Origin of the sequence: Pseudoduganella sp. R-31 (assembly GCF_049913235.1) — a bacterium.
Taxonomy (GTDB): domain Bacteria; phylum Pseudomonadota; class Gammaproteobacteria; order Burkholderiales; family Burkholderiaceae_D; genus Rugamonas.
Genome location: NZ_CP183986.1, coordinates 3,142,289 through 3,168,128, shown reverse-complemented (window position 1 = coordinate 3,168,128; position 25,840 = coordinate 3,142,289). Strand labels below are relative to the sequence as shown.

The 25,840-nt window shown below is 64.2% G+C and carries 27 protein-coding genes; 18 read left to right on the top strand and 9 right to left on the bottom strand.

Features of this window, described 5'->3' with window-relative positions; translation table 11 throughout:
* Nucleotides 1–70: 70 nt before the first annotated feature.
* Nucleotides 71–1,750 (top strand): diguanylate cyclase domain-containing protein, encoded by a 1,680-nt coding sequence (locus ACN9MY_RS14520; protein WP_426171653.1) that lies wholly within the window; start codon nt 71–73, stop codon nt 1,748–1,750.
* Here the strand turns inward: ACN9MY_RS14520 and ACN9MY_RS14515 are convergent, their stop codons facing one another.
* The 5 genes from ACN9MY_RS14515 to ACN9MY_RS14495 form a co-directional block, all read right to left on the bottom strand.
* Complete coding sequence (locus ACN9MY_RS14515) at nt 1,751–2,125, bottom strand: four-helix bundle copper-binding protein (RefSeq protein WP_426171651.1); 375 nt, start codon at nt 2,123–2,125, stop codon at nt 1,751–1,753. It lies immediately after the preceding gene.
* Nucleotides 2,122–4,110: a methyl-accepting chemotaxis protein gene (locus ACN9MY_RS14510; protein ID WP_426337533.1), complete on the bottom strand. Its 1,989-nt coding sequence runs from the start codon at nt 4,108–4,110 to the stop codon at nt 2,122–2,124. Before ACN9MY_RS14510 ends, ACN9MY_RS14515 begins: the two co-directional genes overlap by 4 nt.
* Nucleotides 4,111–4,120: 10 nt before the next feature.
* On the bottom strand, nt 4,121–4,885 hold the full coding sequence (locus ACN9MY_RS14505; RefSeq protein WP_426337532.1) for a TorF family putative porin: 765 nt from the start codon (nt 4,883–4,885) through the stop codon (nt 4,121–4,123).
* Between the two features lie 75 nt (nt 4,886–4,960).
* Nucleotides 4,961–5,965, bottom strand: coding sequence for a diguanylate cyclase domain-containing protein (locus ACN9MY_RS14500; RefSeq protein WP_426171646.1), 1,005 nt, complete (start codon nt 5,963–5,965; stop codon nt 4,961–4,963).
* Between the two features lie 20 nt (nt 5,966–5,985).
* Entirely contained in the window at nt 5,986–7,242 is a 1,257-nt protein-coding gene (locus tag ACN9MY_RS14495) for a PepSY-associated TM helix domain-containing protein (RefSeq protein WP_426337531.1), read from the bottom strand.
* 92 nt (nt 7,243–7,334) lie between these two features.
* On the opposite strand from ACN9MY_RS14495, the gene ACN9MY_RS14490 reads away from it, so the two are divergent.
* The gene (locus ACN9MY_RS14490; protein WP_426337530.1) at nt 7,335–9,512 is read left to right on the top strand and encodes a TonB-dependent receptor; all 2,178 of its coding nucleotides are present in this window, start codon (nt 7,335–7,337) and stop codon (nt 9,510–9,512) included.
* A 3-nt stretch (nt 9,513–9,515) separates the two neighbouring features.
* Here ACN9MY_RS14490 and ACN9MY_RS14485 read toward each other — a convergent pair whose 3' ends face one another.
* Nucleotides 9,516–11,774, bottom strand: a complete 2,259-nt coding sequence (locus ACN9MY_RS14485) for a carbohydrate binding family 9 domain-containing protein (protein WP_426337529.1) — start codon at nt 11,772–11,774, stop codon at nt 9,516–9,518.
* Between the two features lie 84 nt (nt 11,775–11,858).
* Between ACN9MY_RS14485 and ccmA the strand changes: the two genes are divergently transcribed.
* The 14 genes from ccmA (at nt 11,859) to ACN9MY_RS14415 (ending at nt 22,519) form a co-directional block, all read left to right on the top strand.
* Nucleotides 11,859–12,479, top strand: a complete 621-nt coding sequence (gene ccmA / locus ACN9MY_RS14480; protein WP_426171638.1) for a cytochrome c biogenesis heme-transporting ATPase CcmA — start codon at nt 11,859–11,861, stop codon at nt 12,477–12,479.
* Complete coding sequence (ccmB, locus tag ACN9MY_RS14475) at nt 12,473–13,141, top strand: heme exporter protein CcmB (protein WP_426171636.1); 669 nt, start codon at nt 12,473–12,475, stop codon at nt 13,139–13,141. The genes ccmA and ccmB overlap by 7 nt, the downstream gene beginning before the upstream one ends.
* A gap of 15 nt (nt 13,142–13,156) precedes the next feature.
* Nucleotides 13,157–13,927, top strand: a complete 771-nt coding sequence (gene ccmC, locus ACN9MY_RS14470) for a heme ABC transporter permease CcmC (RefSeq protein ID WP_426171634.1) — start codon at nt 13,157–13,159, stop codon at nt 13,925–13,927.
* Nucleotides 13,924–14,097, top strand: coding sequence for a heme exporter protein CcmD (ccmD, locus tag ACN9MY_RS14465; protein WP_426171632.1), 174 nt, complete (start codon nt 13,924–13,926; stop codon nt 14,095–14,097). The genes ccmC and ccmD overlap by 4 nt, the downstream gene beginning before the upstream one ends.
* Nucleotides 14,094–14,543, top strand: a complete 450-nt coding sequence (gene ccmE / locus ACN9MY_RS14460; protein ID WP_426171630.1) for a cytochrome c maturation protein CcmE — start codon at nt 14,094–14,096, stop codon at nt 14,541–14,543. Before ccmD ends, ccmE begins: the two co-directional genes overlap by 4 nt.
* Nucleotides 14,540–16,519 carry a heme lyase CcmF/NrfE family subunit gene (locus ACN9MY_RS14455; RefSeq protein WP_426337528.1) on the top strand — a complete coding sequence of 660 codons (1,980 nt, stop codon included), beginning with the start codon at nt 14,540–14,542 and terminating at the stop codon, nt 16,517–16,519. The genes ccmE and ACN9MY_RS14455 overlap by 4 nt, the downstream gene beginning before the upstream one ends.
* The gene (locus ACN9MY_RS14450) at nt 16,516–17,043 is read left to right on the top strand and encodes a DsbE family thiol:disulfide interchange protein (protein WP_426337527.1); all 528 of its coding nucleotides are present in this window, start codon (nt 16,516–16,518) and stop codon (nt 17,041–17,043) included. The genes ACN9MY_RS14455 and ACN9MY_RS14450 overlap by 4 nt, the downstream gene beginning before the upstream one ends.
* A complete protein-coding gene (locus ACN9MY_RS14445) occupies nt 17,036–17,353 on the top strand; it encodes a cytochrome c-type biogenesis protein (protein ID WP_426337526.1) in 318 nt (105 codons plus the stop codon). The genes ACN9MY_RS14450 and ACN9MY_RS14445 overlap by 8 nt, the downstream gene beginning before the upstream one ends.
* Nucleotides 17,350–18,441, top strand: a complete 1,092-nt coding sequence (locus tag ACN9MY_RS14440) for a tetratricopeptide repeat protein (RefSeq protein ID WP_426337525.1) — start codon at nt 17,350–17,352, stop codon at nt 18,439–18,441. Before ACN9MY_RS14445 ends, ACN9MY_RS14440 begins: the two co-directional genes overlap by 4 nt.
* A gap of 71 nt (nt 18,442–18,512) precedes the next feature.
* Nucleotides 18,513–18,674, top strand: coding sequence for a periplasmic nitrate reductase, NapE protein (gene napE, locus ACN9MY_RS14435; protein ID WP_426171621.1), 162 nt, complete (start codon nt 18,513–18,515; stop codon nt 18,672–18,674).
* Nucleotides 18,675–18,676: 2 nt separating this feature from the next.
* A complete protein-coding gene (locus ACN9MY_RS14430; RefSeq protein WP_426323240.1) occupies nt 18,677–18,946 on the top strand; it encodes a chaperone NapD in 270 nt (89 codons plus the stop codon).
* A complete protein-coding gene (napA, locus tag ACN9MY_RS14425) occupies nt 18,943–21,438 on the top strand; it encodes a nitrate reductase catalytic subunit NapA (RefSeq protein WP_426323238.1) in 2,496 nt (831 codons plus the stop codon). The genes ACN9MY_RS14430 and napA overlap by 4 nt, the downstream gene beginning before the upstream one ends.
* Nucleotides 21,439–21,443: 5 nt before the next feature.
* Nucleotides 21,444–21,926 (top strand): nitrate reductase cytochrome c-type subunit, encoded by a 483-nt coding sequence (locus ACN9MY_RS14420; protein ID WP_426171616.1) that lies wholly within the window; start codon nt 21,444–21,446, stop codon nt 21,924–21,926.
* Nucleotides 21,927–21,937: 11 nt separating this feature from the next.
* On the top strand, nt 21,938–22,519 hold the full coding sequence (locus ACN9MY_RS14415) for a cytochrome c3 family protein (protein WP_426323236.1): 582 nt from the start codon (nt 21,938–21,940) through the stop codon (nt 22,517–22,519).
* Here ACN9MY_RS14415 and ACN9MY_RS14410 read toward each other — a convergent pair.
* Complete coding sequence (locus ACN9MY_RS14410) at nt 22,505–23,464, bottom strand: GlxA family transcriptional regulator (protein WP_426171612.1); 960 nt, start codon at nt 23,462–23,464, stop codon at nt 22,505–22,507. The two genes, ACN9MY_RS14415 and ACN9MY_RS14410, sit on opposite strands and share 15 nt — an antisense overlap.
* Nucleotides 23,465–23,544: 80 nt before the next feature.
* Here ACN9MY_RS14410 and ACN9MY_RS14405 point away from each other — a divergent pair, with 80 nt between their 5' ends.
* Nucleotides 23,545–24,180: a cysteine hydrolase family protein gene (locus ACN9MY_RS14405; RefSeq protein ID WP_426171610.1), complete on the top strand. Its 636-nt coding sequence runs from the start codon at nt 23,545–23,547 to the stop codon at nt 24,178–24,180.
* Here ACN9MY_RS14405 and ACN9MY_RS14400 read toward each other — a convergent pair.
* A complete protein-coding gene (locus ACN9MY_RS14400) occupies nt 24,126–24,476 on the bottom strand; it encodes a hypothetical protein (RefSeq protein ID WP_426323234.1) in 351 nt (116 codons plus the stop codon). The two genes, ACN9MY_RS14405 and ACN9MY_RS14400, sit on opposite strands and share 55 nt — an antisense overlap.
* Nucleotides 24,477–24,584: 108 nt before the next feature.
* Here ACN9MY_RS14400 and ACN9MY_RS14395 point away from each other — a divergent pair, with 108 nt between their 5' ends.
* Nucleotides 24,585–24,899 carry a hypothetical protein gene (locus ACN9MY_RS14395; protein ID WP_426171607.1) on the top strand — a complete coding sequence of 105 codons (315 nt, stop codon included), beginning with the start codon at nt 24,585–24,587 and terminating at the stop codon, nt 24,897–24,899.
* A gap of 10 nt (nt 24,900–24,909) precedes the next feature.
* Here ACN9MY_RS14395 and ACN9MY_RS14390 read toward each other — a convergent pair whose 3' ends face one another.
* Nucleotides 24,910–25,836, bottom strand: a complete 927-nt coding sequence (locus ACN9MY_RS14390; protein WP_426323231.1) for a Gfo/Idh/MocA family protein — start codon at nt 25,834–25,836, stop codon at nt 24,910–24,912.
* Between the last annotated feature and the right edge of the window lie 4 nt (nt 25,837–25,840).

Below are 25,840 nucleotides of genomic sequence, written 5' to 3'. Positions count from 1 at the left end.
CCTTATACCCGCGCAACGTTTCCTACTGGCCAAACCCTCGCCTGGCATGTTCTCCTTTCAGGAGATGGTTGTGCGCCAAATTCCCAGAATCCAGACGTTCAAGTTCAAGATTTCAGCCCTGCTGGTGCTGATGGTCATGGTCGCCACTGCCCTGGTTGCCGGCGTTTCCTTGCTGGTGGCGGAGCATGAGATGCGCAAGGTGATCGCCGCGCAGGAGATGTCCATGCTGTCGAGTGCCGCTGCCTACCTCGACCGCGACATAACTTCCAAACAGCAAGTTTTGCGGGTGCTGGCTGAGAGCTTGCAGGCCGAGCCAATCGCGCCGGCCAAGGTTCAGGCGCAGCTCGAGTTGCGCGGGGCGCTGCGCGACGAGTTCTTCAACGTCACGGCCTACGATCCCGACGGCAAGCTGGTGGCCAACCTGCAGGACCGCCGCATGATTGGCAAACTCAATAGCAAAAACCGCCAGTACTTCCGCGACACCATCGCGGCCCAGGAAGGCATCGTCTCGGCGCCGTTCCGCAGCGTGCTGTCCGGCCGGCCGGTGCTGGCAATCACGCAACCGGTGTTCCGCCGCGATGGCAATATCGACTACGTTCTGGTGGGGACCATCGACCTGCAGCGCCCTGCCTTTGCCGGCCAGTTGAACGCCCTGCGCGGCAAGGCCGAAGGCTATCTGTTCATCCTGACCGCGGACGGCACAATGCTCTACCATCCCGACCAGAGCCGCGTGCTGACCCAGGCGGCCGGGCCGGGCACGCTTGGCCAGGTCGTGCTGGCCGATGCGGATGGCTGGCGGGAGGACGCCGTCGATGACGGCAGGCCGGTGCTGCTGGCGCACAAGCGCCTGAAGAAGGCTGACTGGACGATTGCCGTCTCCTTTCCTGTCCGCGATGCTTTCGCCTCCATGGCCAGCCTGCGCTGGCGCGCCCTGCTGGCCGCCTCGGTGGTGGCCCTGGTGGCTGGTCTGGCGGCATGGCTGCTGATGCGCGCCCTGCTGTCGCCCCTGTACAAGCTGTATGGCCAGGTGCGTGCCTTCGGCCGCGGCACCATCGATATCGAACAATTCAACTCCGGCAAGCCCGATGAATTCGGCCACCTGAGCCGCGCCTTTTACCAGGTTGCGCGCCAGCAGCAGATGGCCGAGCGTAACCTGCAGCGCCTGGCCACTACCGATCCGCTGACGGGCGCGCACAATCGCCGCATGTTCGATGAATTCTTCCCGCAGGCGCTGAAGCGCGCCATTCGCGCCGGCCAGCAGATCGGCCTGGCCGTGCTCGACATCGACTATTTCAAGGGCATCAACGATAACTTCGGCCACCAGGCCGGCGACGCCGTGCTGGTGCAGTTTGCCGATCGCCTGCGCAATGCCGTGCGCAGCACCGATACCGTGGCGCGCATCGCCGGCGATGAATTCGTGATCGTGTTCGAACATCTGGAGGCCGGCCACGACGTCAACCTGCTGGGGCAAAAAATCGTGGCGGCCATGCAGGCACCGTTCGTGGTCAACGGCCGGCCGCTGAACGTCACCGCCAGCATCGGCATCGCCCTCACCACCGAGCTGCCGGCCGACGTCGACAAGGTGATGCTGGCCGCCGACCAGGCCCTCTATTGCGTCAAGGCCGCCGGCCGCAACGGCTTTGCCGTCAATACTGTCGGCGCCGAGCGCATTCTGTCGGTGCGCGATTTTGCAGCGCCTGCCAAGGCCGACAAGGGCGAGAAGAAGAGCTGGCCGTCCAGCCGCTTCTGATCAATGCGGCGACGGGATCGACGCCGGCCGCACCTGCGATTGCGCCATGCCGGACATGCTGCGGCACTCGCTGGCGCAGCGGCGGCAGGCGATTGCGCAATCCTTGCAATGCTCGTGCGTGTGCTGTTCGCACTCGTCGGCACAGGCGTCGCATATATCGGCACAGGCTTCGCACAGGCTTGACGCCAGCTTGCTGCCGCGCTGCATCAGGCCGACGCATACGCGGCACACCTGTGCGCAATCGATATCGGTGGCAATGCAATGGGCCAGGCTGGCCACGTCCTGCTCCTGCAGGCAGCTGGCGGCGCAGTGATCGCAGGCAGCGGCGCAATCATTGCAGGCTTCGATGCAGCTCTGGTACTGTTGCTGGGTCATGATGGCCTCCTTTCGGAAAGGGCCAGACTAGCACTCACGGGGCTTGGGGCGCGCACAGCTTGCTCCATGCGGAACTCGCCGACCAGGGCCACCAGCGTTGCCGCCTGCTGCTGCAAACTTTCCGCCGCGGCGGCAGCCTGCTCGACCAGGGCGGCGTTTTGCTGCGTCACCCCATCCATCTGGCTGATGGCCTGGTTGACCTGGCCGATGCCGGTGCTCTGCTCACCGCTGGCCGCGCTGATCTCGTGCACAATTTCGCTGACGCGCCGCACGCTGGCCACCACTTCGTCCATCGTGGTGCCGGCTTGCGCCACCAGCGCACTGCCCGCTTCCACTTCGCCCACCGAGCTGCCGATCAGCTCCTTGATCTCCTTCGCCGCGGCAGCGCTGCGCTGGGCCAGGTTGCGCACCTCGCTGGCCACCACTGCAAAGCCGCGCCCCTGCTCGCCGGCGCGCGCCGCCTCCACCGCCGCGTTGAGGGCCAGGATATTGGTCTGGAACGCGATGCCGTCGATCACGGAAATGATGTCCACCACCTTGCGCGAGGAATTGTTGATCGAGGCCATGGTGTCGACCACCTGCGACACCACCTGGCCGCCCCGCATAGCCACCTCGGATGCCTGCGCAGCGAGCTGGTTGGCCTGGTGCGCATTGTCCGCGTTCTGGCGCACGGTGCTGGTCAACTGTTCCATCGTGGCGGCAGTCTCCTCCAGCGCACTGGCTTGCTGCTCGGTGCGTGAGGACAGGTCGGTATTGCCCTGCCGGATTTCAGTGCTGGCCGTGGCCACGCTCTCCGACGATTCTCGCACCCGCGCCAGCACCGAATGGATCTTGGCCACGAAAGTATTGAAGCCGGTGCCAATGACGGCCAGCTCATCGTTGCCGCGCACCTCCAGCCGCGCACGCAGGTCGGCATTGCCGCTGGCAAGGCCAGTCATCGCGTCGGCCAGCTCCCGCACTGGCCGCATCAGCCGGAACAGCACGGTCACCAGGATAAGCCCCATTGCCACTGCGCAGACCAGGGAAACCAGCAACGTGTATTTCAGCAGTTCGCGCGCCGGCGCAGTTGCCACCGCATGCGGGAAGCTCATCTTCACCGCCCACGGCGCGATATCGGGGTGCAGCGTCAACGGTTGAATCAGGTGCACCATGTCACCCTTGTCGGTGTACTCATAAGGCCGGCCGGTACGGATCGCTTCCAGGCCTTCCTTCGGGATGTCGGAGGCGGCCTTGCCGATCAAGGCTTCGCTGGGACTGCTGGCATACAGGCCGCCGTTCGACACCAGCGCCAGGCGCCCGCCTTCGATCGACTTCAGGCCTTTGAGGATTTCACCCAATCGCGTCAGCATGAAGTCGGCGCTGGCTGTGCCGCGGAATTCGCCGCCGATCATGATCGGGGCCACCAATGACGCCATCAGCACGTCCTTGCCGTTCACCGGATAGGAATACGGTTCGGTGAAGAACACCTTGCCGGTACGCTTCGGTATGTCGTACCAGTCGTTGGCCCCCGGCTTGGGATCGAACACGATCGGCTCCACATTGGTGCCGCCGCCCGCCGCCTTGGTGTAGTAAGGCATGTAGCGCCCGCTGGCGTCGAATTCAGGCTTCTTGTCGGCGTATTCGGCATCCTTGCTGTCCAGCGCATTCGGTTCCCAGGTGACGGCGGCGCCAATCAAGTCTTCCGAACCGAGCACCACGGTCTTGGTAATCTCACCGGTTTGTTCACGCGACAGCGGCAGGTTTGCGCCGCGCGTGGCACGCTGGGTAGCGCCAAGCTGGATGACGGTCGCCAGGTTGCGGACGATGCGCGACTGCAGGGCCGACGCAGCCGCTGCGGCCTGGGTGCGCGCCAGGTTCATCGCATCGCGTTCGGCCGTGCGGCTGGCCTCGTACCCGGTCACTGCGGCGGTAATGGCCAGGCTGAGCACCACCAGCGCCGTAGCCGTGATATTGATCTTGGCATTCAGTGAGAGGTTCGACAACATGCGACGCTCCTCAGAAGGTCTTGGCGACAGTCAGGACAAAGGTGGCTTTCTCCGTGTTCGAAAAGGCCAGGTGGCCATTGGCATCGGGCACGCCGCTGGTGTATTCCCGGTATACATTGGTGGCGCCCCAGCCGCGCGTGACGGCGGCAGCAACCGACCAGCCCCCTTCCAGCGCCTTGGTCACCCCGGCCTTGGCATCGCGCCAGTCCCAGATATCGTTGCCGGCTCCGCCAACGCGCGCATCGCCGGCATGCAGGTTGAGCGTATAGCCGTTGCCGAGGTCCTGGTTCAGGCCGATATCGAGGTAGCGCGTGCCGCGCCCGTGCGTGATGCCGAAGAAATGCGGGCTGACCGTGTAGTTGTATTTGACGTAGGCAGACTTATACGTCAGGCCCAGCGACAACTCGGTGTAGTTGAAGGTGGTATCGGTGGCGCTGACCTTGGCGCCCGGATACAGGTACTCATACAGGATCAGGCTGTAGCCGATATCGCCCCTGGTAACCGAATAGCCGGCGTACAGGTCCCATTCGATCTTTGCATTTTCAATAAACTTGTCGCTGACATTCGAGGCCCAGGTGCCGGCGACCAAGCCGCTGGGATGGACATAATCGACGCCAATTTGCAACGCCGGCTTGTCCCACGTTTGCCGGATGCCGCGTGAGACATATTGGCTGGCAAAAGTAACGGTAGTGGTAAGTGTAGGCGCTGGCGCTGGTGCTTCCTGCGCCATGGCCGCGTGCGGCAGCAAGGCCGCCAACCAGAAGCAGCGTTTCATCACACCCTCGCTTTCTTATTGTTTGGGGAGATGCAAACAATACTATCAGGCTATGCGGAGTAGCTCCAAACGATACTACGCTGCAACAGCCTTGCGTGCGTGCTTGACGCGGTACATGGCCTGGTCGGCCAGCTCCATCAGCCGGTCCATATCCTGCCCGTCTTCCGGGCTGATGGCGTAGCCGATGCTGGCGCCCAGGCGCAAGGCGCGGCCTTCAAATTCAAACGGCGCGCCGATCGCGGTGGTGATGCTGTTGCACTTGTTGCCGACGCCATCGCGGTCGCGCACGCCGCACAGGATGATGCCGAATTCGTCGCCGCCCAGGCGCGCCGCCAGGTCTTCCTGCCGCAGCTCGCGCGAAATGCGTTCGGCCACCTGGCGGATGGCGGCATCGCCGGCACGATGGCCCAGGTTGTCGTTGATCGCCTTCAGGCCATCCATGTCGATGTTGACCACGGCCACGCTGCTGGCGGCGCGCCCGGCTTGGGCGAGTTGCTGGCGCAGGCGGTCGTAAAACAGGGCGCGGTTCGCAAGGCTGGTCAGCGCGTCGTGCGTAGCGCGGTAATACAGGTCGCTCGACTCGTATTGCACGGCATGGTAGATGGCGGCGCCGATCAGTTCCGACAGCAGGCCGAGGATCTGCGCCTGGTAAGCATCGAAGGCATTGACGTGCGGCGCGCCGACCTTGAGCACGCCGACGCTCTCGCCTTCGTGGCGCAAGGGCACCACCAGCATCGAACGCAGGCCGACCTTGCGGCAGGCGGCGCGGTCGACGCGGGGGTCGGTTTCGGAATCGTCGCATTGCAGGATCCGGTCCTGCGCCACGCACAGGCCGGACAGGCTGCCTTCGCGTTTCAGCCGCAAGCCGAGGGCACCTTCGGCGACGCCGGCGGCGGCGCGGTACACCATGTCGTTGCCCTCGGCCAGTTCCACCACGGCGGCTGTCGCGCCGCACAGGGCGCCGGCACGCTGGCACACTAGGTGCATCACGCCCCCAAGGTCCAGGCCCCGGCGTGCAATATCGGTTTGTAAGTTGATAATCTCCAGCAATACCGCCGGATTAAGGTTCAGCGCATCCATCGTGGCACGACCACAAAATCTCACACATTTTCACAGCTTTCAGTGTGATGCATTTGTGACCGTTTGGCAACTTTTTTAGCTTCTTTTATGCTAGCTTTTGCGGCGGCGGCGCGCGCTTTGCGATGCATCGCGCGGCGGCCCAGCCATAACACCAGGCCGGTGATCATGAAGGCCAGCGGTGCCAGGCCGCTGAAGGACACCAGCACCCGGCCCGCCATGCCGAAGGCCTCGCCGGTATGCAGGGGGAATTGCCAGTTCATGAAGGTATCGCCCGATGCCGCATTCAGCGGGTCGCGCACGCGCAGCACCGCGCCGCTGAAGGCATCCACGCTGACCCGGGTACTGCCGTCGCCCTCGCGGATCTCGCCGGGCTGGCGCAGGCGGATTTCATAAGGCGCCTTGGCCGAACCGAGCGACACGCGCGACAGGCGGCCCTGCGGCACGCGCTGCTGGGCAATCTCCATCGCCGCCGCGACATTGATCGGCTTGCGGCCCTGGTCCGGGCCATTGGCAACCTTGCCGTTGTGCTCCAGCGTAGCCACTGCGCCGACCACCGGGCGCACCCAGTCCGGCAAATTCATCGCCAGGCCGGTAAAGCCCAGCACGGCCAGCACCGGGGTCATGAAAAAGCCTGCCGAACGGTGGAAGCTGTAATTGAATTGGCGCGAGGTGACGGCGCCGCGCACAGCCAGCGCCTTGCGCAGGCTGGCCAGCGTGTGCTTCGGCCACCAGAGAGCAAAGCCCAGCAGCGAGGTAATCGTCAGCAGCAAGCCGGCGATGCCGATCACCGTCTTGCCGACGTCGCCGGCAAACATATAGCGATGCAGGAGGAACAGGGTCGGCATCAGCAGCTCGCGCGACAGGCCGAATTCGCCGTAATTGCGCTCGCCGAGAATGTCCAATGTGTAGCGGTCCAGCATGACCTGGCGCGAAACATCGGTATCGAAGCTGCCCTTGTCCTTGTTCGGTTTGCGGTACCAGGCCACGTACACGTCGTCGGCCTCATACGGCAGCATCAGCATGGTCGGCTTGCCATATCCAGGCGCCTCGGCCAGGCGGTCGACCGCGGCCTGCGCCTGGGCCGGCGATGGCGCGGCATCGGCCTTGCCCTCGGCGCCGCGCGAGTGCAGCAGGCCCGGATTCAGCGCCCCATCCAGTTCATGTGTCCAGGCGATCACCACCCCGGTCAGGCCGGCAATGACGAAGATCGCCCCGAAAACCAGGGACACATACAGATGGATATCGCGCAGCCGCGCACGCAGCAAACCGGTCAGCATTTTTTATGTCAGCAATAAAGTGTTTGAAATTATAAATGAGAATGATTATCATTGCTGCTTTCTTTTGTATCTTTCTGTTTAGGAGTCACTGTATGACCGCGCTGAATCCCCTCACCCGTGCCGTAGCACTGGCCTGCCTCGCCCTCTCCGGGAGCGCAGCATTGGCACAAAGTGCCGGGGAGCCGATGAAGGAAGTGGTCGTTACGGCAACCCGCAACAGCAAGAGCGTGGACAAGATCCCCGGCGCGGTCACCGTGATTTCGCCGCGCGAGCTGGAAACGCAATACCTGCTGGCCGACGATCCCTCCGCCGCGCTGGCCACCTACATCCCCGGCTACGCCCCGAGCCGCCAGAAGATGAGCTCCACCGGCGAATCGCTGCGTGGCCGCAACGCCCTGATCCTGCTGGACGGCGTACCGCAAACCAACCCGCTGCGCGGCGGCATGCGCGAAGGCTATGTGGCCGATACCGCCATCATCGAGCGCGTGGAGGTGATCAACGGCGCCTCCGCCATGCAGGGCATGGGCGCTACCGGCGGCATCATCAACTACATCACCAAGTCGCCGAAAGCGGACGGCACCACGCAGTCGATCAATGTGCGCATGGCTTCCCAGCTGCGCCACGACAGCCTGGATTGGAAGACCGGCTACACCCTGCAGCACAAATCGGGCGATTTCGACCTGCTTGCCTTCGGCAGCATCCAGCAGCGCGGCCTGGGCTACGACGGCAAGGGCCGTCCGCTGGGCATCGAAGCGGTGCAAGGCGATACCATGGACTCGGAAGGCACCGACCTGTTCTTCAAGATCGGCAAGAACTTCGGCGACCAGCGCCTGCAGCTCACCGTCAACCGCTTCCGTATGGAAGGCGACGGCGATTACTCGCCGGTCGATGCCAACTTCGCTACCGGCACGCCAACCAGTTCCAGGCCAGGCAGGCCAGCCCTGGCGCCGCCGCGCAACAAGGTCGAAACAAGCAGCCTGGAATACCGCCACAACAACCTGCTTGGCGGCAGCTTCAGCGCGCAAGTCTTCAAGCAGGACTTCGCTTCGCTGTACGGCGCAACCACCACGGCCACTTTCCAGGACCCGACGATCGACCCGCGCGGGAAAACGTTCGACTCGAACGGCAAAATGTACGACCAGTCTGAAGTGGTGGCCGACAAGTACGGCGCCAAGCTGACCTACGTGCGCCCGGACACACTGGTCAAGGGCCTGGAATTCACGGCCGGCCTGGACTACCTGCGCGACCGCACCAAACAATGGCTGGCCGGCACCGGCCGCACCTGGGTGCCGACCCTGGACTTCACTTCCCTCGCCCCGTTCACCCAGCTTGAATATGAAATCGGCCCGCTGACCGTGCGCGGCGGCATCCGCCATGAAGACGCGAAGCTGGACGTCGATACCTATACCACCCTGGCCGCCTACAAGAGCCGCCTAGTGCAAGGCGGCCAGCGCTCGTTCACCAAGAACGTGAAGAATATCGGCGCCGTGTGGCGTTTCAACCAGAACTGGTCGGCCTTCGTCTCCAGTGCCGAAGGCTTTGGATTGCCGGACGTGGGCCTGGTGCTGCGCGCCGTGAACAAGCCCGGCCAGTCGGTGGACCAGTTGTTCGACATGCAGCCTGTCATCACGCGCAACAACGAAATCGGCGTGAACTGGCGTGGCGCCATGGGCAGCCTGGGTGCATCGGTCTACGACTCGCGCTCCAAGCTCGGCACCGCATTGCGCGTCAATTCCGCCGGCATCGGCCAACTGGACCGCGTACCGACCACTGTGCGCGGCTGGGAGATTTCCGGCGAACTGCGTGCAACGAAGACCCTGTCGGCCTTCGGCTCCTTCGCTCGCACCATGGGCAAGACCGCCACAACCGCCGGCGCACCGATGGACGTGGAACTGGGCGCCCGCTCGCAAGGCCCAGGCAAGCTGGTGGCCGGCACGAACTGGCAGTTCATGCCGAAGGCGAACCTGCGCCTGCAGGCAACCACCCTGTTCGACCGCGACATCAATATCGGCCGCAAGGTGAACACCACTGACCTGGAAGAGCACTTCAACGGCTACACCCTGCTGGACCTGGCCAGCAGCTACGATTCCCCTTGGGGCAAGCTGGGCGTAGGCATCGAGAACCTGGCCAACCGCCAGTACGTTGGCTACTACCCGCAGTCGGTCAACGTCAACTACACCGCGCAAACTGCGGTCAGCTACAAGGACTCTTCCTCGTACTTCGCCGGTCGCGGCCGCACCCTGTCGGTCAGCCTGACCCGCAGCTTCTAAGCCTCAAATCCCCCACTGGACCTTGAGCGTCAGGCCCTTGCTGGAACCCGGCAAGGCGCCATTGGCGTCCGTCGTGGCGCCAACGGAGACGATGCGGTCGTGACGCGTGGTGCGCTTGTACAGCAGCGAACGATGGCGGTATCGTTCGCTCCATGGCTCCAGCAGCTGCGGCGCCACGTCCTGCCGCCCTGACGAAGTGTTCTGCACGATCATGCGCAGGGCATCGCGCGGCGTGGCGTGCAGGGTGCCGACCCAGCGCCAACCGTTGTCGCTGAAATCCTGCAGGCTGCGGTGCTTGACCCAGGAACGGTTCCAGCGATGGTCGGACTCCAGGCTCCAGTTGCCGGGCAGCGGAAAGCGCAGGTTCGCTTCCAGTTCCAGGCTGCCGCCCTTGCCTACCTGGTCCGCTTCCACGTCGAGCTGGCGGCCCAGCGTCAGTTCACCCTTCAGCTTGACGAACCATGAAGAAGGCGTGCTTTCGATGCCCATATGCGCCGCGGGCGTCTTGTGCAACTTTGCGCCGCCGCGCCCGCGCTGGCGGTCGAAGCCCAGGTCGGCCCAGTAGCGGGTCTGGCGACCAGCGTAGAACCAGATGCCGGGGCGCACCCAGCGCTGCACCGTTTCATGCGACAGCGTCCGGATTTCTTGCAGGCCGAGGTGCAGCTCCGTTTCGTAAGCTTCGAACAGCGCCAGGTCGCGCGCGCCGGTACGGCGGTTGATCTCAACGTCGCCTTTGATGATGCCCGCCTGCGGAACGAAACCATTATCGTTGGCGAAGTTTGTGCCGATAACTTCCAGCTGTGCGACATTCAGCCAGTCGTCGGAACTGTAATTCAGCCTGCCGTAGCCATAGCCGCTGTTGCGCGCTTCGCTGGCAAGCGCACGGCCTTCGCTATCGAATCGCGCGGTAGTGCGCGAGGCCATGGCGGTCCACGCAAGCTGGATGTGGCCGTCGCCGTTTGCCGGTGCCCGCCATTGGCCGTCGGTACCCAGCACGGTGTTGCGGGCACCGGCACCGTAGTCGCGGTCGGACAGGAAGGCGCCAGCCACGGCCTGCTCGCCATGGCCGCGTGCGCGCAGCAGCATCGCCTTGCTGTCGCCGGCGCTGACGTGCTCCTGCGTTTCGTAAGGGCTGCCGCGCATCACGACGCCGCCGGCACGGTCATCCAGCGCCAGGGCTGTGGCGTCGGCGTCGGCGCCGCGCCAGGTTGCACGCAGGCCCCAGCGGGGATCGGCCACGGTGCGCGAGTAGAACGCCGGCAGCCGCATGCCCAGCACGTCCGCGCTTTCGAGGAAGAAGCCGCGCTTCTCCGGCAGGCTCAGGGCAATGCGGTTGGTGCCGTTGCTGGTGGGCGCGTCGATCTCGACCTGCGAGAAGTCGGGATTCAGGGTGGCGTTAAAGACCCAGTCCGCGCGTGGACGGGCGCTGATATCCATGCCCAGGCTGGTCTCGCTGCTGCGTTGGCCGTAGCCGCGATTGAAGCGCTGCGTGAGTTCGGGGCGGAACTCCCAAAAAGCCCGGTCCTGCACCGTCGGCAGTACTTGAGCCATGCCTTCGATTTCCTCCATCTCGGCGATGAAATGCAGCGACTCTTTCTTCAGCGGCGCGCTTAGCAGCAGCATATTGTCTTCGTGCGGCACGCTGCGCTCCACCATCAGGCGCCACGGCTTGCCTTCGCCATACGGGAAGCGCAGGCTAGATAGCGGCCAGCGTACTTCCATGGTATAGCCGTCGGGCAGCAGGTGGACTGCGCTTTCGACCGGGTAGTCGGGGCCCAGGTCTTCTTCGTCTTCGTCGGCGCGGTAAATGCCGTCGCTCATGACGCCAGCCACGTTGACGCGAACGAATTGCGCCGAGCGGCCATGGCCACTCGGGTCGATCCAGATGCCGATGAAGTCCTGGTCGCGGTCAACCTTGTCGCGCCGCGCCAGCGTGCCGTTCAGGGTTTTCGGGTCGCCATTCCAGGCGCGGATGCCGAAGACCAGCGCATCCCGGTCGACCAGTACACGCACCGTGGTGCGCACGTGTTCCGGCGCGTCTCGGCCATCTTCCGGCTGGAACTGGTAGAAGCGCGTATTGACCGGCGCCAGTTCCCAGGCCGCATCGTCAAGGCGGCCGTCAAGCTGCAGCGCAAGCGCTTGCGGCGCCACATGCGCGGCGATGCTGCGGCGCTTGGGCTCCTCGCTTTCGGCGGCAAACAATGGGATGGATACAGCAAACTGGGAAAAAACCAGGAAGCGCAGAAAATTTCGGGCATACATGATCTAGATTATAGATTTGCCAATTTGGCCCTGGCAAGCGAACATACGGGTGATAGGATGATGGCCACTTCGATGAGGGGATTCATGGGATTGACCTGTCAACAGCTAACATGCCGTCGCGGCCGCAGCACCCTGTTCGCTGGCGTCAGCTTTTCGCTGCAAGCCGGCGAAGCGCTATGGGTGCAGGGCCGTAATGGCAGCGGCAAGACTACTCTCCTGCGCTCCCTGTGCGGGCTCGCCCTGCCCGACCGCGGCGCCGTGCATTGGCAGGGCAAGCCTATTCTCGCCGCGCGTGCCCAATACCACTCCCAGTTGCTCCACATCGGGCATGCAGACGGCTTGAAGCCTGACCTGCTGGCGTGGGAAAACCTGGCGCTGGGCGGCCTGCCGGGCGAGCGGTGCAGCCGTGAAGACGCCATGCGGGCCCTGGATGAAATCGGGCTGCGGGCCGAGGCCCAGCGCGCAGTGCGCCTGCTCTCGCAAGGCCAGCGCAAGCGCGTTGCCCTTGCCCGGCTGCTACTGTCGCCTGCTCGCCCCTTGTGGATCCTCGATGAACCGCTGGCGGCGCTGGACCAGGACTCCGCGGCACAAGTCGGGCAGGTCCTGCAGGCGCATTGCGCGCGCGGCGGCATGCTGGTCCTGACCACGCACCAGGACCCGGACCTGCCGGGCGCACGCCAATTGCAGCTGGGCGCACCATGCTGAAAGCTGCTCGCCAGCTGATGCAACGCGACCTGCTGCTGGCCATGCGCCGGCGTAGCGACGCCTTGATGCCGCTGGCCTTCTTCCTTGTCACGACCACGCTGTTCCCGCTGGCGATCGGACCGGACAGCAAACTGCTGCACAGCGTCGCCCCCGGCATTGTGTGGGTGGCGGCCTTGCTGGCCTCCCTGCTTGGCCTGCAGCGGCTGTTCGCCGACGACCATGCGGACGGCTCGCTGGAGCAGTTGCTGCTGTCGCCGCAGCCACTTGAAATCCTGGTGCTGGCGAAGGTGCTGGCGCACTGGCTGACGTCGGGCCTGCCCTTACTGGTACTGGCGCCGCTGGTCGCCCTGCAATACGGCCTCGACGCCGAACCAATGGCAGTGCTGTGGCTCGGCCTTCTGCTTGGCACGCCGGTGCTGAGCCTCCTTGGCAGCATCGGCGCAGGCCTGGCGCTTGGCGCGCGCGGCGGCAGCGTACTGGTTGCACTGATATTGATGCCCCTGTATATTCCCTTACTAATTCTTGGTAGCTCCTCGGTTGTAGCCGCCAGCGACGGTACCGGCAGTGCGCCCCACCTGATGTTGTTGGGGGCCCTGCTGGCGGGGTCGCTGGCAGCCGCTCCCTGGGCCACTGCCGCAGCGCTGCGGATTGCACACGAGTAGGACGGAGTTCATCATATGAATCAACCGTATTATTCCACCGCAAACGGCGCCCGGCGTCGCCTCACTGTATTCACTTTCGCGTCCCCGCGCAACTTCTACGATCTGGCCGGACGGCTCATCCCCTGGTTCACGGCACTCGGAGTGCTGACCGCACTGGCCGGCTTGGCTATTGGATTGCTAGTTGCGCCGACCGACTTCCAGCAAGGCGACGCCTACCGCATCATCTTCGTCCACGTACCGGCGGCATGGATGTCGATGCTGGTTTATATGGCGATGGCGGGATGGGCCGGTTTCGGCCTGGCCTACCGCACCGGCGTCTCGTCGATCATGGCCAGCGCGCTGGCGCCGACCGGCGCCCTGTTCACTTTTCTCGCCTTATGGACCGGCGCCCTGTGGGGCAAGCCGACCTGGGGCGCCTGGTGGGTTTGGGATGCGCGCCTGACCTCGGAGCTGATCCTGCTGTTTCTCTACTTGGGCTACATGGGCTTGCACGCTTCGATCGCCGATCCGCGCCGCGCCGACCGCGCTGCGGCGGTGCTGGCCCTGGTGGGTGCAGTGAACATCCCGATCATCTATTTCTCGGTTTACTGGTGGAACACCCTGCACCAGGGACCATCCGTCACCCTTGGCAAGGCACCAAGCATGGCGCCGGCCATGCTGGCGGCCATGCTGCTGATGGTGGCGGCGTTCTGGTGCTACGGGATTGCAGTCGCGCTGCGCCGCGCACGCTGCATCGTGCTGGAACGGCACGGCAGCGCTGCCTGGCTGCGCCGGAGGACGAAATGAACTGGAACAGCTTGCAGGACTTCCTCGCCATGGGCGGCTATGGCCGCTATGTGTGGGGTTCTTTCAGCGTGGTTTTCGGCCTGATGATGCTGGAGATATGGGCGCTCGGCCGACGCGAACGCGAGGCCCGGGCCTCCGTCACCAATCACGATGACGAAGGTGCAGCATGAAGCCGCGCCACCAACGCCTCGCCCTGATCGGCGCCAGCCTGGCGGCCTGCGGCATCGCGGCAACGCTGGTGCTGTCCGCCTTCCGCGACAACCTGGTGTTCTTCTTCACGCCCTCGCAGGTGGTAGCCGGGGCCGCGCCGCGCAACGGCATCTTCCGCATCGGCGGCCTGGTGGAACAAGGCAGCGTGCGGCGGCTGGATGACGGCCTGACCGTCAGTTTCGTCATCACCGACAATGTGCAGAAGGTGCCGGTGCATTACAAGGGAACCCTGCCCGACCTGTTCAAGGAAGGCAAAGGCGCCGTGGCACAAGGCCGCCTTGGCCAGGGCGCGCTGTTCCTGGCGCAGGAAGTACTGGCCAAGCACGATGAAAACTACATGCCGAAGGAAGCCGCGCACGCGCTGGAACAGGGCCGCGCGCCCGCTTCCCTGAAAGGCATGCCATGATCGCGGAGGCAGGCAACTTCGCATTGATCCTTGCCTTGCTGCTGGCCGCCGTTCAGGGCATCCTGCCGCTGGCCGGAGCCCGGCGCGGTGATGTGCGCTGGATGGCATTGGCGCGTCCGGCCGCCGCGGGGCAGTTCATTTTCAGCACGCTGGCTTTCGGCTGCCTGTTCTACGCCCTGTACGCCAACGACTTCTCGCTGCGCTACGTGGCCCAGCATTCCAATACCCTGCTGCCCTGGCAATACCGCCTGAGCGCGGCCTGGGGCGGCCACGAAGGTTCGCTGCTGCTGTGGACCTGGCTGCTTTCCGCGTGGACCTTTGCCGCCGCCAGCCTGTCGCGGCAGCTGCCGCGCGAGGTGCAGGCGCGCCTGGTGGGCGTGCTTGGCTTGGTGGCCGTGGGCTTCCTGCTGTTCCTGATCCTGACGTCCAATCCCTTCCTGCGGATGCTGCCTGCCGCGCCGGATGGCAACGACCTGAATCCGCTGCTGCAGGATGCAGGCATGATCGCGCACCCGCCCTTGCTGTATATGGGTTACGTCGGCTTCTCGGTGACCTTCGCGTTCGCCATCGCCGCTCTGCTGGGCGGCCGTCTCGATGCGTCGTGGGCGCGCTGGTCGCGGCCGTGGGCGCTGGCCGCGTGGAGCTTCCTGACTCTCGGCATCGCAATGGGCAGCTTCTGGGCCTATTACGAATTGGGCTGGGGCGGCTGGTGGTTCTGGGACGCGGTGGAAAACGCCTCCTTCATGCCATGGCTGGTCGGCACGGCGCTGCTGCACTCGCTGATCGTGACGGAAAAGCGCGGCACCTTCCGCAGTTGGACCGCGCTGCTGGCGATCCTGGCTTTCTCCCTGTCGCTGTTGGGCACTTTCCTGGTGCGCTCTGGCGTGCTGACGTCGGTGCACGCCTTTGCCACCGATCCGCGCCGCGGCGCCTTCATCCTGGCCTACCTGGCCGTAGTGGTCGGCGGCTCGCTGCTGCTGTATGCATGGCGCGCGCCACGCCTGCGCCAGCGTACCGTTTTCTCTCCGATGTCGCGCGAGTCGCTGCTGCTGTTGCAGAACGTCGTCATGCTGGCTGCAACCGGCACCGTGTTGCTTGGCACTCTGTACCCGCTGGTGCTGGATGCCCTCGGCGCAGGCAAAATCTCCGTCGGGCCGCCGTACTTTGAAAAAGTCTTCGTGCCGATGATGTTGCCGGTGCTGCTGCTTGTCGCGGCTGGCCCGTTCGCCGGCTGGCGCAACGGTACGGTGGCCCAGTTGGCGCGCCGCCTGCGCTGGCCGGCCGCCATGGCGCTTGGCATTGGCCTCGGCGCGGCATTGCTGGTACGGGGATCGCTCATGTCTTCGCTCGGCTTGTTGCTGGCAGCCTGGGTCTTGCTTGGCACCGCCTGGCAAGTGATCCAGCAACGGCGCAAGCTGGCGCGCCAGCCGCGCTCATGGTGGGGGATGCTGGCCGCTCATGCCGGACTGGGCGTGTTCGTGATCGGCGTCACCATGGTCAAGGGCCACGAACTGGTGCAGGACGTGGTGCTGGCGCCGGGCCAGCAGGCATCGCTCGGCGAATACAGCTTCACCCTGCAAAAGCTGGAAGACACACGCGGGCCGAACTACACTGCCTTGCGCGCCAGCGTAACGGTCGCGCACCAGGGCCAGGCGGTAGCCCTGCTTCAACCGGAGCAGCGCCGCTATGCCGTGGCGCAGGACACCATGACCGAAGCCGCCATCGACCGCGGCCTGCTGCGCGATTTGTACGTATCGCTTGGCGACTCGGCCGGTGAAGGCCGCTGGCTGCTGCGCATCCAGCTCAAGCCTTTTGTCGGCTGGATCTGGGGCGGCTGCGTGCTGTTCGCCATCGGCGGCCTGCTGGCCGCGTCGGACCGCCACTACCGCAGCGCGCGCCAGTCGCAGGATGCCATGCCCGATACCGCAGCCGCGCCTGCGCTGGCCGCCTCCTCCTTGCTGCCGGAGCCCCAATGAAACGCTTCATTCTTCCCATTGGCCTGTTCGCTGTGCTGCTTGCCTTCCTCGGCATCGGCCTGCAGCGCAATCCACGCGAGCTGCCGTCGCCCCTGATCGGCAAGCCGGTGCCGCAGTTCTCGGCGCAGATGCTGGACAACCCTGCCGACACGGTGTCTCCCGCCAAGATGCAGGGGCGCGTGTGGGTGCTGAACGTCTGGGCTTCCTGGTGCGAAGGCTGCCGCATCGAACACAAGGACCTGCTGGACCTGTCGCGCGCCGTTGACGCGCCGGTGATCGGCTTGAACTACAAGGACCAGCGCGACGACGCCCTGCGCTGGCTGCAGAACAACGGCAATCCCTATCGCCAGATCGCATTCGACCACGATGGCCGCATCGGCATCGACTTCGGCGTGTACGGAGTGCCGGAGACTTTCGTGATCGACCGCCAAGGGATCATCCGCATGAAGCATATCGGTCCGCTGTCGTTGCCGGAAGCCCGAGAACGTGTTGCCCGCATGGTAAAGGAGCTGGCAAATGGCTGATGTCAACGCCACATTGGACGCGCGCACCATGGCGCTCGCGGGCGAACTGCGCTGCCTGGTATGCCAGAACCAGAGCCTGGCCGACTCGCACGCCCCGCTAGCGCTGGACCTGCGCCAGCAGATCCATCAGCAACTGGCCCAGGGCCGAAGCGAGCAGCAAGTGGTGGACTTCATGGTGCAGCGCTATGGTGACTTCGTCCTGTATGAACCGCCGCTGAACGCCAGCACAGCCCTGCTCTGGTTCGGACCCTTGCTTCTTCTCGCAGCCGGTTTCCTGGCGCTGCGTGGATTCTGGAAGGCAAAGCAATGAGCATGTTCATCGCCATCGTCGGCATCATGTCCGCCATCGCACTGGCCTGTGTCGTGCCGCCGCTGATGCGCCGCAGCGCCGGCGAAGCGCACGCTCCCGGCTCACCGAGCGGCCAGCGACCGCAAACGCGCATGGCGCTGGCGCTCACGGTGCTGCTGCCGGCAGCGGCAGTCGCCATTTACATGCAGGTTGGCCGTCCCGACGCGCTGGCCATGCCGCCAGAACTGCTGGCTGCATCTGCCACGCCAACCGACCACGGGCCGTCGGAGGAAGACATTCCGGCCATGGTTGAGCGCCTTGCCGAGCGGCTTCGCACGCAACCACAGGACGTCGACGGCTGGCACATGCTGGCGCGCTCCTACAGCGCCATGAACCGCTATGCGGATGCAGCCAAGGCCTATGGCCACCTTGCCACGCTACTGCCGCAGGATGCAGGCCTGCTGGCCGACTACGCTGATGCCCTGGCTACTGCGCAGGGCGGCGCATTGGCCGGCGAGCCTGAACGGCTGATCGAGCGCTCGCTCGCCATCGACCCGCAGCAACCTAAAGCGCTTGCCCTCTCCGGCAGTGCAGCCTTCGCCCGCGGCGACTTCGCTCGCGCAGAAAAACAATGGCAGGCCGTCCTGCCCCTGGTGCCAGAGGATTCCGAATTCGCCCGCTCGACGCATGCCGGCATCGCCGAGGCGCGTGCGCGCCAGGGTATCCCTGCCGCCGCAATCGACGCGCCAACACCAGGGTTACCGGCGCGCCTCTCCGGAACGGTTCGCCTTGCGCCCGGAAGCACTGCGCCGGCCCCGGGCCAGGTGCTGTTCATCTTTGCCCGCTCCGCCAATGGATCGCCGATGCCGCTGGCGGCAATCAAGCGGCCTGCCGGAGATTTTCCGCTGCAGTTTGTGCTGGACGACAGCAACGCGCTGGCAGCAGGGACGCGCCTGGCCGAGGCGGGGCCGTTGATCGTGGGGGCAAGAATCTCCGCCAGCGGCAGCGCTACGCCGCAGGCAGGCGACCTTGAAGGCCAAACCGGTCCGGTCAGGCCTGGCGCCAGCGGATTGGCAATTGAACTCGCCGTCCGCCCGCCAGCGAAATAGTTTTACATCAGGCAAAGCGCTTAACCTGCGCTAATTTTATGAAGCACCTTTCTCCGTAAAATGGTGAGCAAATGGAAAACAAAGAACCCGTCGCCAGCAAGGCGCAAGAATTGAAGGTCTTCCTGTTCATGACGGTGGTCCTGGCCCCGATCCTCGCGGTAGCAACGGTAGGCGGCTATGGATTCATCGTGTGGATGTACCAAATGCTCACCGGCCGCCTGCCAGGTGCATGACCATGGCCGCCGAAATCCACATCGCCGGCGTCATCGTCCACGTCACGCCCGCACAAGTGGCGGAAGTGCGTGCCCAGCTAGCCATCCTGCCCCGCTGCATCGTGCACGCCGCTGAAGCGGACGGTCGACTGATCGTCACGCTGGAAGCGGAAAGCGCACCCCGAACACTCGACGTAATGGATGCCATCCGGGCCCTGCCCGGCGTCCTCAACGTCGCCCTGGTTTACCAGCATGCCGAACCCGCCAACTCAATGGACGAGGAATTACAATGAAACAGACTCGCCGTGATTTCATCACACAGACTGCCGCGATGACGGCAGCCGCCACCGCCGGCATCCAGCTGCCTGCCGCCGCCTCCAACGTCGTCACCGACGCCGCCAAGACGCAGCTCAAATGGAGCAAGGCGCCCTGCCGCTTCTGCGGCGTGGGCTGCGGCGTCAACGTCGGCGTCAAGGACGGACGCGTGGTAGCGACACATGGCGACATCAACGCCGAAGTCAATCGCGGCGTCAACTGCGTCAAGGGCTACTTCCTGTCGAAGATCATGTACGGCGCCGACCGCCTGACCCAGCCCCTGATGCGCATGAAGAACGGCAAGTACGCCAAGGACGGCGAGTTCCAGCCAGTGTCGTGGAATGCCGCCTTCGATGAAATGGCAAAACAGTTCAAGAAAGTGCTGAACGAGAAAGGACCGACCGCCGTAGGCATGTTCGGTTCCGGCCAATGGACCATCTGGGAAGGCTACGCGGCCTCCAAGCTGATGAAGGCCGGCTTCCGCACCAACAACCTGGACCCCAACGCGCGCCACTGCATGGCGTCCGCCGTGGCGGGCTTCATGCGCACCTTCGGCATGGACGAGCCGATGGGCTGCTACGACGACATCGAAGCCGCCGACGCCTTCGTGCTGTGGGGCTCCAACATGGCGGAAATGCACCCCATATTGTGGACCCGCATTACCGACCGCCGCCTGTCGAACCCGCACGTGAAAGTGGCGGTGCTGTCGACCTACGAGCACCGCAGCTTTGAGCTGGCCGACCAGCCTATCGTCTTCACGCCGCAGACCGACCTGGCGATCCTGAACTACATCGCGAACTACATCATCAAGAATAATCGCGTCAACAAGGACTTCGTCAACAAGCATACGCGCTTCGTGATGGGCAACAAGGACATCGGCTACGGCCTGCGCCCCGACAACCCGCTACAGAAGGCCGCCACCAACGCCGGCGATGTCGGCGGCGGCAAGCCAAGCACGTTCGAAGAATACGCCAAGTTCGTCAGCGCCTATGACGTTGAATCCGTCTCCAAGCTGAGCGGCGTGCCGCGCGACCGCCTGGAACGCCTGGCCGAACTGTATGCCGATCCAAAGACCAAGGTGACCTCCTTCTTCACCATGGGCTTCAACCAGCACACGCGCGGCACCTGGTGCAGCAACCTGCTGTACAACATCCACCTGCTGACCGGTAAAATCTCCTCGCCAGGCAACAGCCCGTTCTCGCTGACCGGACAGCCTTCCGCCTGCGGCACGGCACGCGAAGTCGGCACCTTCTCGCATCGCCTGCCAGCCGACATGCTGGTGGCCAATCCCAAGCACCGCGAGATCGCAGAAAAGATCTGGAAGCTGCCGCCGGGGACCATCCCCGAAAAGCCAGGCTTCCACGCGGTCCTGCAAAGCCGCATGCTCAAGGACGGCAAGCTGAATGCCTACTGGGTCATGTGCAACAACAATATGCAGGCCGGCCCGAACATCATGGGCGAAATCCTGCCGGGCTGGCGCAATCCGGACGCCTTTGTCGTCGTTTCCGACCCCTACCCGACCGCCAGCACCACCGCGGCCGACGTGATCCTGCCGACCGCCATGTGGGTGGAGAAGGAAGGCGCCTACGGCAACGCGGAACGCCGCACCCAGTTCTGGCACCAGCTGGTGAGCGCGCCGGGCGAAGCACGTTCCGACCTGTGGCAGCTGATGGAATTCTCCAAGCGGTTCAAGATGGAAGAGGTATGGCCGGCGCCGCTGCTGGCCGCCATGCCGGCCTACAAGGGCAAGACCCTGTTCGATGTCCTGTACCGCAACGGCCAGGTCGACAAATATCCTGCCTCGCAAATCGAAGCCGGCTACCAGAACGATGAAGCCAAGGCCTTTGGCTTCTATCCGCAGAAAGGCCTGTTCGAGGAATATGCGAGCTTCGGCCGCGGCCACGGGCACGACCTGGCGCCGTTCGACATGTACCACCAGGCACGCGGCCTGCGCTGGCCTGTGGTCGACGGCAAGGAGACCCGCTGGCGCTACCGCGAAGGCCTGGACCCTTACGTCAAGAAGGGCGAAGACGTTCGCTTCTATGGCCACCCGGACGGCAAGGCTGTGATCTTTGCGCTGCCTTACGAGAAACCGGCCGAATCGCCGGACAAGGAATACCCGTTCTGGCTGTCCACCGGACGCATGCTGGAGCACTGGCACACCGGCACCATGACGCGCCGCGTGCCGGAGCTCTATCGCGCCGTGCCGAATGCAGTCTGCTTCATGCATCCTGACGACGCCAAGGCGCTCGGTGCGCGGCGCGGCGACCTAATCGAGGTCAAGTCGCGGCGCGGCATGATCCAGACCCGCGTGGAGACGCGCGGACGCAACCGCCCGCCACGCGGGCTGGTATTCATCCCATTCTTCGACGCCAGCCAGCTTGTGAACAAGGTGACGCTGGACGCTACCTGCCCAATCTCTTTGCAGACTGACTACAAGAAGTGCGCAGTCAGCATCCGCAAGGTCTAGGAGCCATGGCCATGAAAAAATTCGCATTCCTTCTTGCTCTTCTTCTGCCGCTGTCCGTCCTGGCCCAGGTGCCGGCGCCGCGCGCCCTCGATAATATGCGCGGCCCGACGCCGTTGGCCGAAACCACCAAGCCGGCGCCGATGGTCAATCCCGACAACAGCGATATCCGGCGCGTGCGCAACTACTCCATGCAGCCACCGGTCATTCCGCACAAGATCGAGGGCTACCAGACCGATAAAAGCGCCAACCGCTGCATGATGTGCCACGCCCGCACCCGCACCCAGGAAAGCCAGGCGCCGATGATCAGCGTGACGCACTTCCAGAACCGCGATGGCAATTTCCTCGCCGAGCTTTCGCCGCGGCGCTATTTCTGCCTGCAATGCCACGTGCCGCAAGCGAACCTTGAGCCGCTGGTGCCCAACCAGTTCAAGGACGTCGACACGATGCTGAACCCAGCCACGCCGGCAACGCCGGCCAAGCATAAATAGAGGGTAACGCCATGTTCAGGCTGATTAAAAACTATTGGAACGTCCTGCGCCGCCCAAGCATGCACCTTAGCCTGGGTTTCCTGGTGATCGGTTCCTTCGTGGCTGGCGTGGTGTTCTGGGGCGGCTTCAACACCGCCATGGAAGCCACCAATACGGAAAAATTCTGTACCGGTTGTCATGAGATGCGCGACAACGTCTATCCAGAGCTGCAGCGCACCATTCACTTCTCCAACCGCACCGGGGTACGCGCCAAGTGTTCCGACTGCCACGTGCCTCACGAGTGGACCAGCAAGATCGCCCGCAAGATGCAGGCATCCAAGGAGGTGTGGGGCAAGGTGTTCGGCACCATCGACACCCGCGAAAAATTCGAAGCGCACCGCATCCAGCTTGCCGGCAACGAGTGGCGGCGGATGAAGGCCAACAACTCGCTCGAATGCCGCAACTGCCACCAGTTCGATTCGATGGACTTCACCCGCCAGAGCAAGCGCGCGGTGGACGCCCACTCGACGCAGCTGGCCAGCGGCGAGAAGACCTGCATCGACTGCCACAAGGGCATCGCGCATACCCTGCCGGACATGTCAGGCGTCAAATAGCTTGCGGTAGGCCGACGGCGAGCTATGGAAGGCAGCGCGGAAGTGCTGCCTTAACGATAGCGCGCTGCCAAAACCTGCCGCCTGCGCCACCGCTTCGATCGAAGCGTCGCTGGTTTCCAGCATGCGCTGGGCGTGGGCCAGGCGCTGGGTCAGCAGCCATTGCTTGAACGAGGTTCCGGTGGCTTGCCGGAAATGGCGCGTGAAATTGCGGCGGCTCATGGCCGCCCGTTCCGCCAGCGCATCCAGGCTGTGTTCTTCGGCCAGGCGATGCTGCACCCAGTCCAGCACCTGCGCCAGGCGGCTGTCGCTGGCGGTAACCGGCAGCGGGCGGTTGATGAACTGCGCTTGCCCTCCTTCGCGGTGCGGCGCCACCAGCAGGCGGCGCGCCACCATGTTCGCGTAGTCCGCGCCCTGCAGCTTGCGCAGCAGGTAGAGCGAGCAATCCAGGCTGGCCGCCGCGCCGGCCGACGTCAGCACGTCGCCCTCGTCCACATATAACACTTCGTCATCGACCTTCACCAGCGGGCAGCGTTCCGCCAACTTGCCGGCAAAGGCCCAGTGCGTGGTGACGGTGCGGCCATCAAGCAGGCCCGCTTCCGCCACTGGAAAGGCGCCAAGGCACAAGCCAACGATGGTTGAACCGCGCGCGTGGGCCTTCTTCAGAGCCTGCAATAGCGCTGGCGGCGAGGGCCGGCAGTCGTCGTGCCAGGTCGGCATGATGACGATATCCGCTTTGTCCAGGGCGCGCAGGCTCTTGCTGGTCGAGATTTCAAAGCCAGCGGTGGTGCGCATCGGACCTTTTTCTGCTGCGCATACCGTCACCTCGTACAAATGCTCGGCATGCGGGCCGCCGAATACCAGGCAAGGCACGGACAGGTGGAACGGAGTGATGCCGTCGAAGGCAATAATGGCCACTTTTTTACGCATGGCCCGATTATATCGCATGTTGTCTCTTGGGCCACTGTCGCGAAATCGGTGCGGACCGCACAATGGATCCCATCAACAACCCAAACGGAGGAAATACCATGCCACGCCGCGCCCTGATCGTGATCGACGTACAAAACGAATACTTCACCGGCAAGCTGCCGATCGAATACCCGCCGGTCGAGCAATCGCTGCCGAATATTGTCCAGGCCATGAAGGTGGCGCGCGAAAGCGGCGTACCTGTGGTGGTGGTGCAGCACGACACGCCAGCCGGCGCACCAGTGTTTGCCGTCGGCTCCGACGGCTGGCAACTGCATCCGGAAGTGGCAGCGCTGGGCGCCGATTATGTCGTCAATAAAAAGCTGGCCAGCAGCTTCACCGGCACCGGCCTCGCGCAATGGCTGGCCGATAACAAGATCGACACCCTGGCGATTGCGGGCTACATGACGCACAACTGCAATGCCTCAACCATCATCGAGGCTGCGCATAGGGGGCTGGCCGTGGAATACCTGTCCGACGCCACCGGTTCGCTGCCGTATGAGAACGCAGCCGGCCGAGCCACGGCGGAAGAGATCCATCGCATATTCAGCGTGGTATTCCATTCCAACTTCGCCGCCGTGACGACCACGCGCGATTGGGCCGACGCCGTCAGCGCCAACCGCGCGCTGTCGAAGGACAATATCTACTTGTCCAACTCACGCGCCCGTGAAAGCTTGGGCCGCGCTTCGTCGGTCTGACGCTTGCCGGCAGGACCGGTGGCCGACTCCTGCGAGCCGGCATGCTGGTCCTGCTGCAGGCTGCCGCCGCCGGCGCTTCCCGCATTGGCGGTGCCGCTGCGCTGGCGCATCCGCTCCGCCGACTGGCGCGCCGCCCAGCCGGTCTGCTGGCTGGCCACGCCGCCCCGCTCACCTACCCCGGCCGTATCCCGCTGCAGCGCCTCGCCGCGCTGCTCGTTGCCCGGTTTGACGCCAGGCGCACGCGCCTTCAGGCTGTCGGGCGCGATCGGGTTCATTTTCTCCTTACTCGTGCTCATCGTTCTCTCCTTCGAACGTATCATGGGCACATGGTGCGCCGCTGCCCGCACCGCAACTATCGGCGCGGGGCAAGCAGTTTTGTAGGATAAGGCCTAGCGGAGGCACCCATGGACTATGACGAACGAATTGCCAAAGTTGAGGCACTTGTGGATACCATCAAGAAAGACATAGATCGGCTCTACGACGCGGTTGAGCGCCTGAAGAAGCACATTGACACTAGCCTGTCCGAGCTTCGGCAACACACGGACAAAGGGCTCGCCGAGCTCAGACTACATACCGACAACGGCCTCGCCGAACTGCGGGCCAGCCTTGACGCGCAACGCAAGGAAGCCAGTGCCAACACGCGCTGGATGGTCGGGCTAACCCTGGTCAACACCTCGATGATCCTGGGACTCTCCGGCAGGATCTTCGGCCTGTATTGACCTGGTTCGCCTACTCAATATACGGTTCGGCGCTCGTGAGTTTGCCGACCAGGAAGGCATCAGCCACCGCCTGCAGCGGCGTGAAGTCGACGTCGGAACTCTTGCTGGCTACCAGGCGCCGGAAATGCTCGTACATCGAAGGGTATTCGCGCTCCGGCTCGTCCAGCACTACCTTGCCATTTACCTCCATGATGCGGCCGCCCAGGTGCAGTGCCATGGTATCGCCAGCCGCCGACTCCACGAAGATGCTCCAGGTCTGCTGGCCCGTCTGCAGGAAATCGAACTCCGCATCGATCGGAACGCCGCGTTCACTCACCATCTCCAACTCAGCCTGGATCGGCGCGCTGCAATTCGACGGCACGTGCAGGGCTGCCTTGCGCACCAGCGCATAGCCCCCCAACAGGTGCGTCAAGATCGACAAGGCGTTAATGCCGGGATCGAACACGCCCATGCCGCCTGCCTCGAAGATCCATTTCTGGCCAGGGTGCCATTGCCGCACGTTTTCCTTCCAGCGGATCTGGATGGACTTGATGGGCCGCGCCAGCATCCAGTTGCGTGCACTTTCCACGCCGGGTGCGAAGCGCGAATGCCAGCCTGCCAGCGCGGTGACGCCGTGCTGCGCCGCCATGGCGGCAATGGACGCGGCCTCGCCCAGCGTTGCCGCTGGCGGCTTTTCCAGGAATACGTGCTTGCCTGCCGCAATTGCCTCGCAGGCGAGCTTGTGCCGCACCTGGGGCGGCGTGCAGATCGCCACCGCTTCGATTTCAGGATGGGCGGCCAGCATGCTGCCCATGTCCGGGTAACGCAGCACGCCTTCCGGCGCACTGGCCGGCGAGCAGCCCGCCACCAGCTCGAGGCCCTTGTTGCCGCGAATTGCGGGGATATGCTGGTCGACTGCAATCTTGCCCAGGCCGACGAGACCAATTTTCAATGCCATGTTC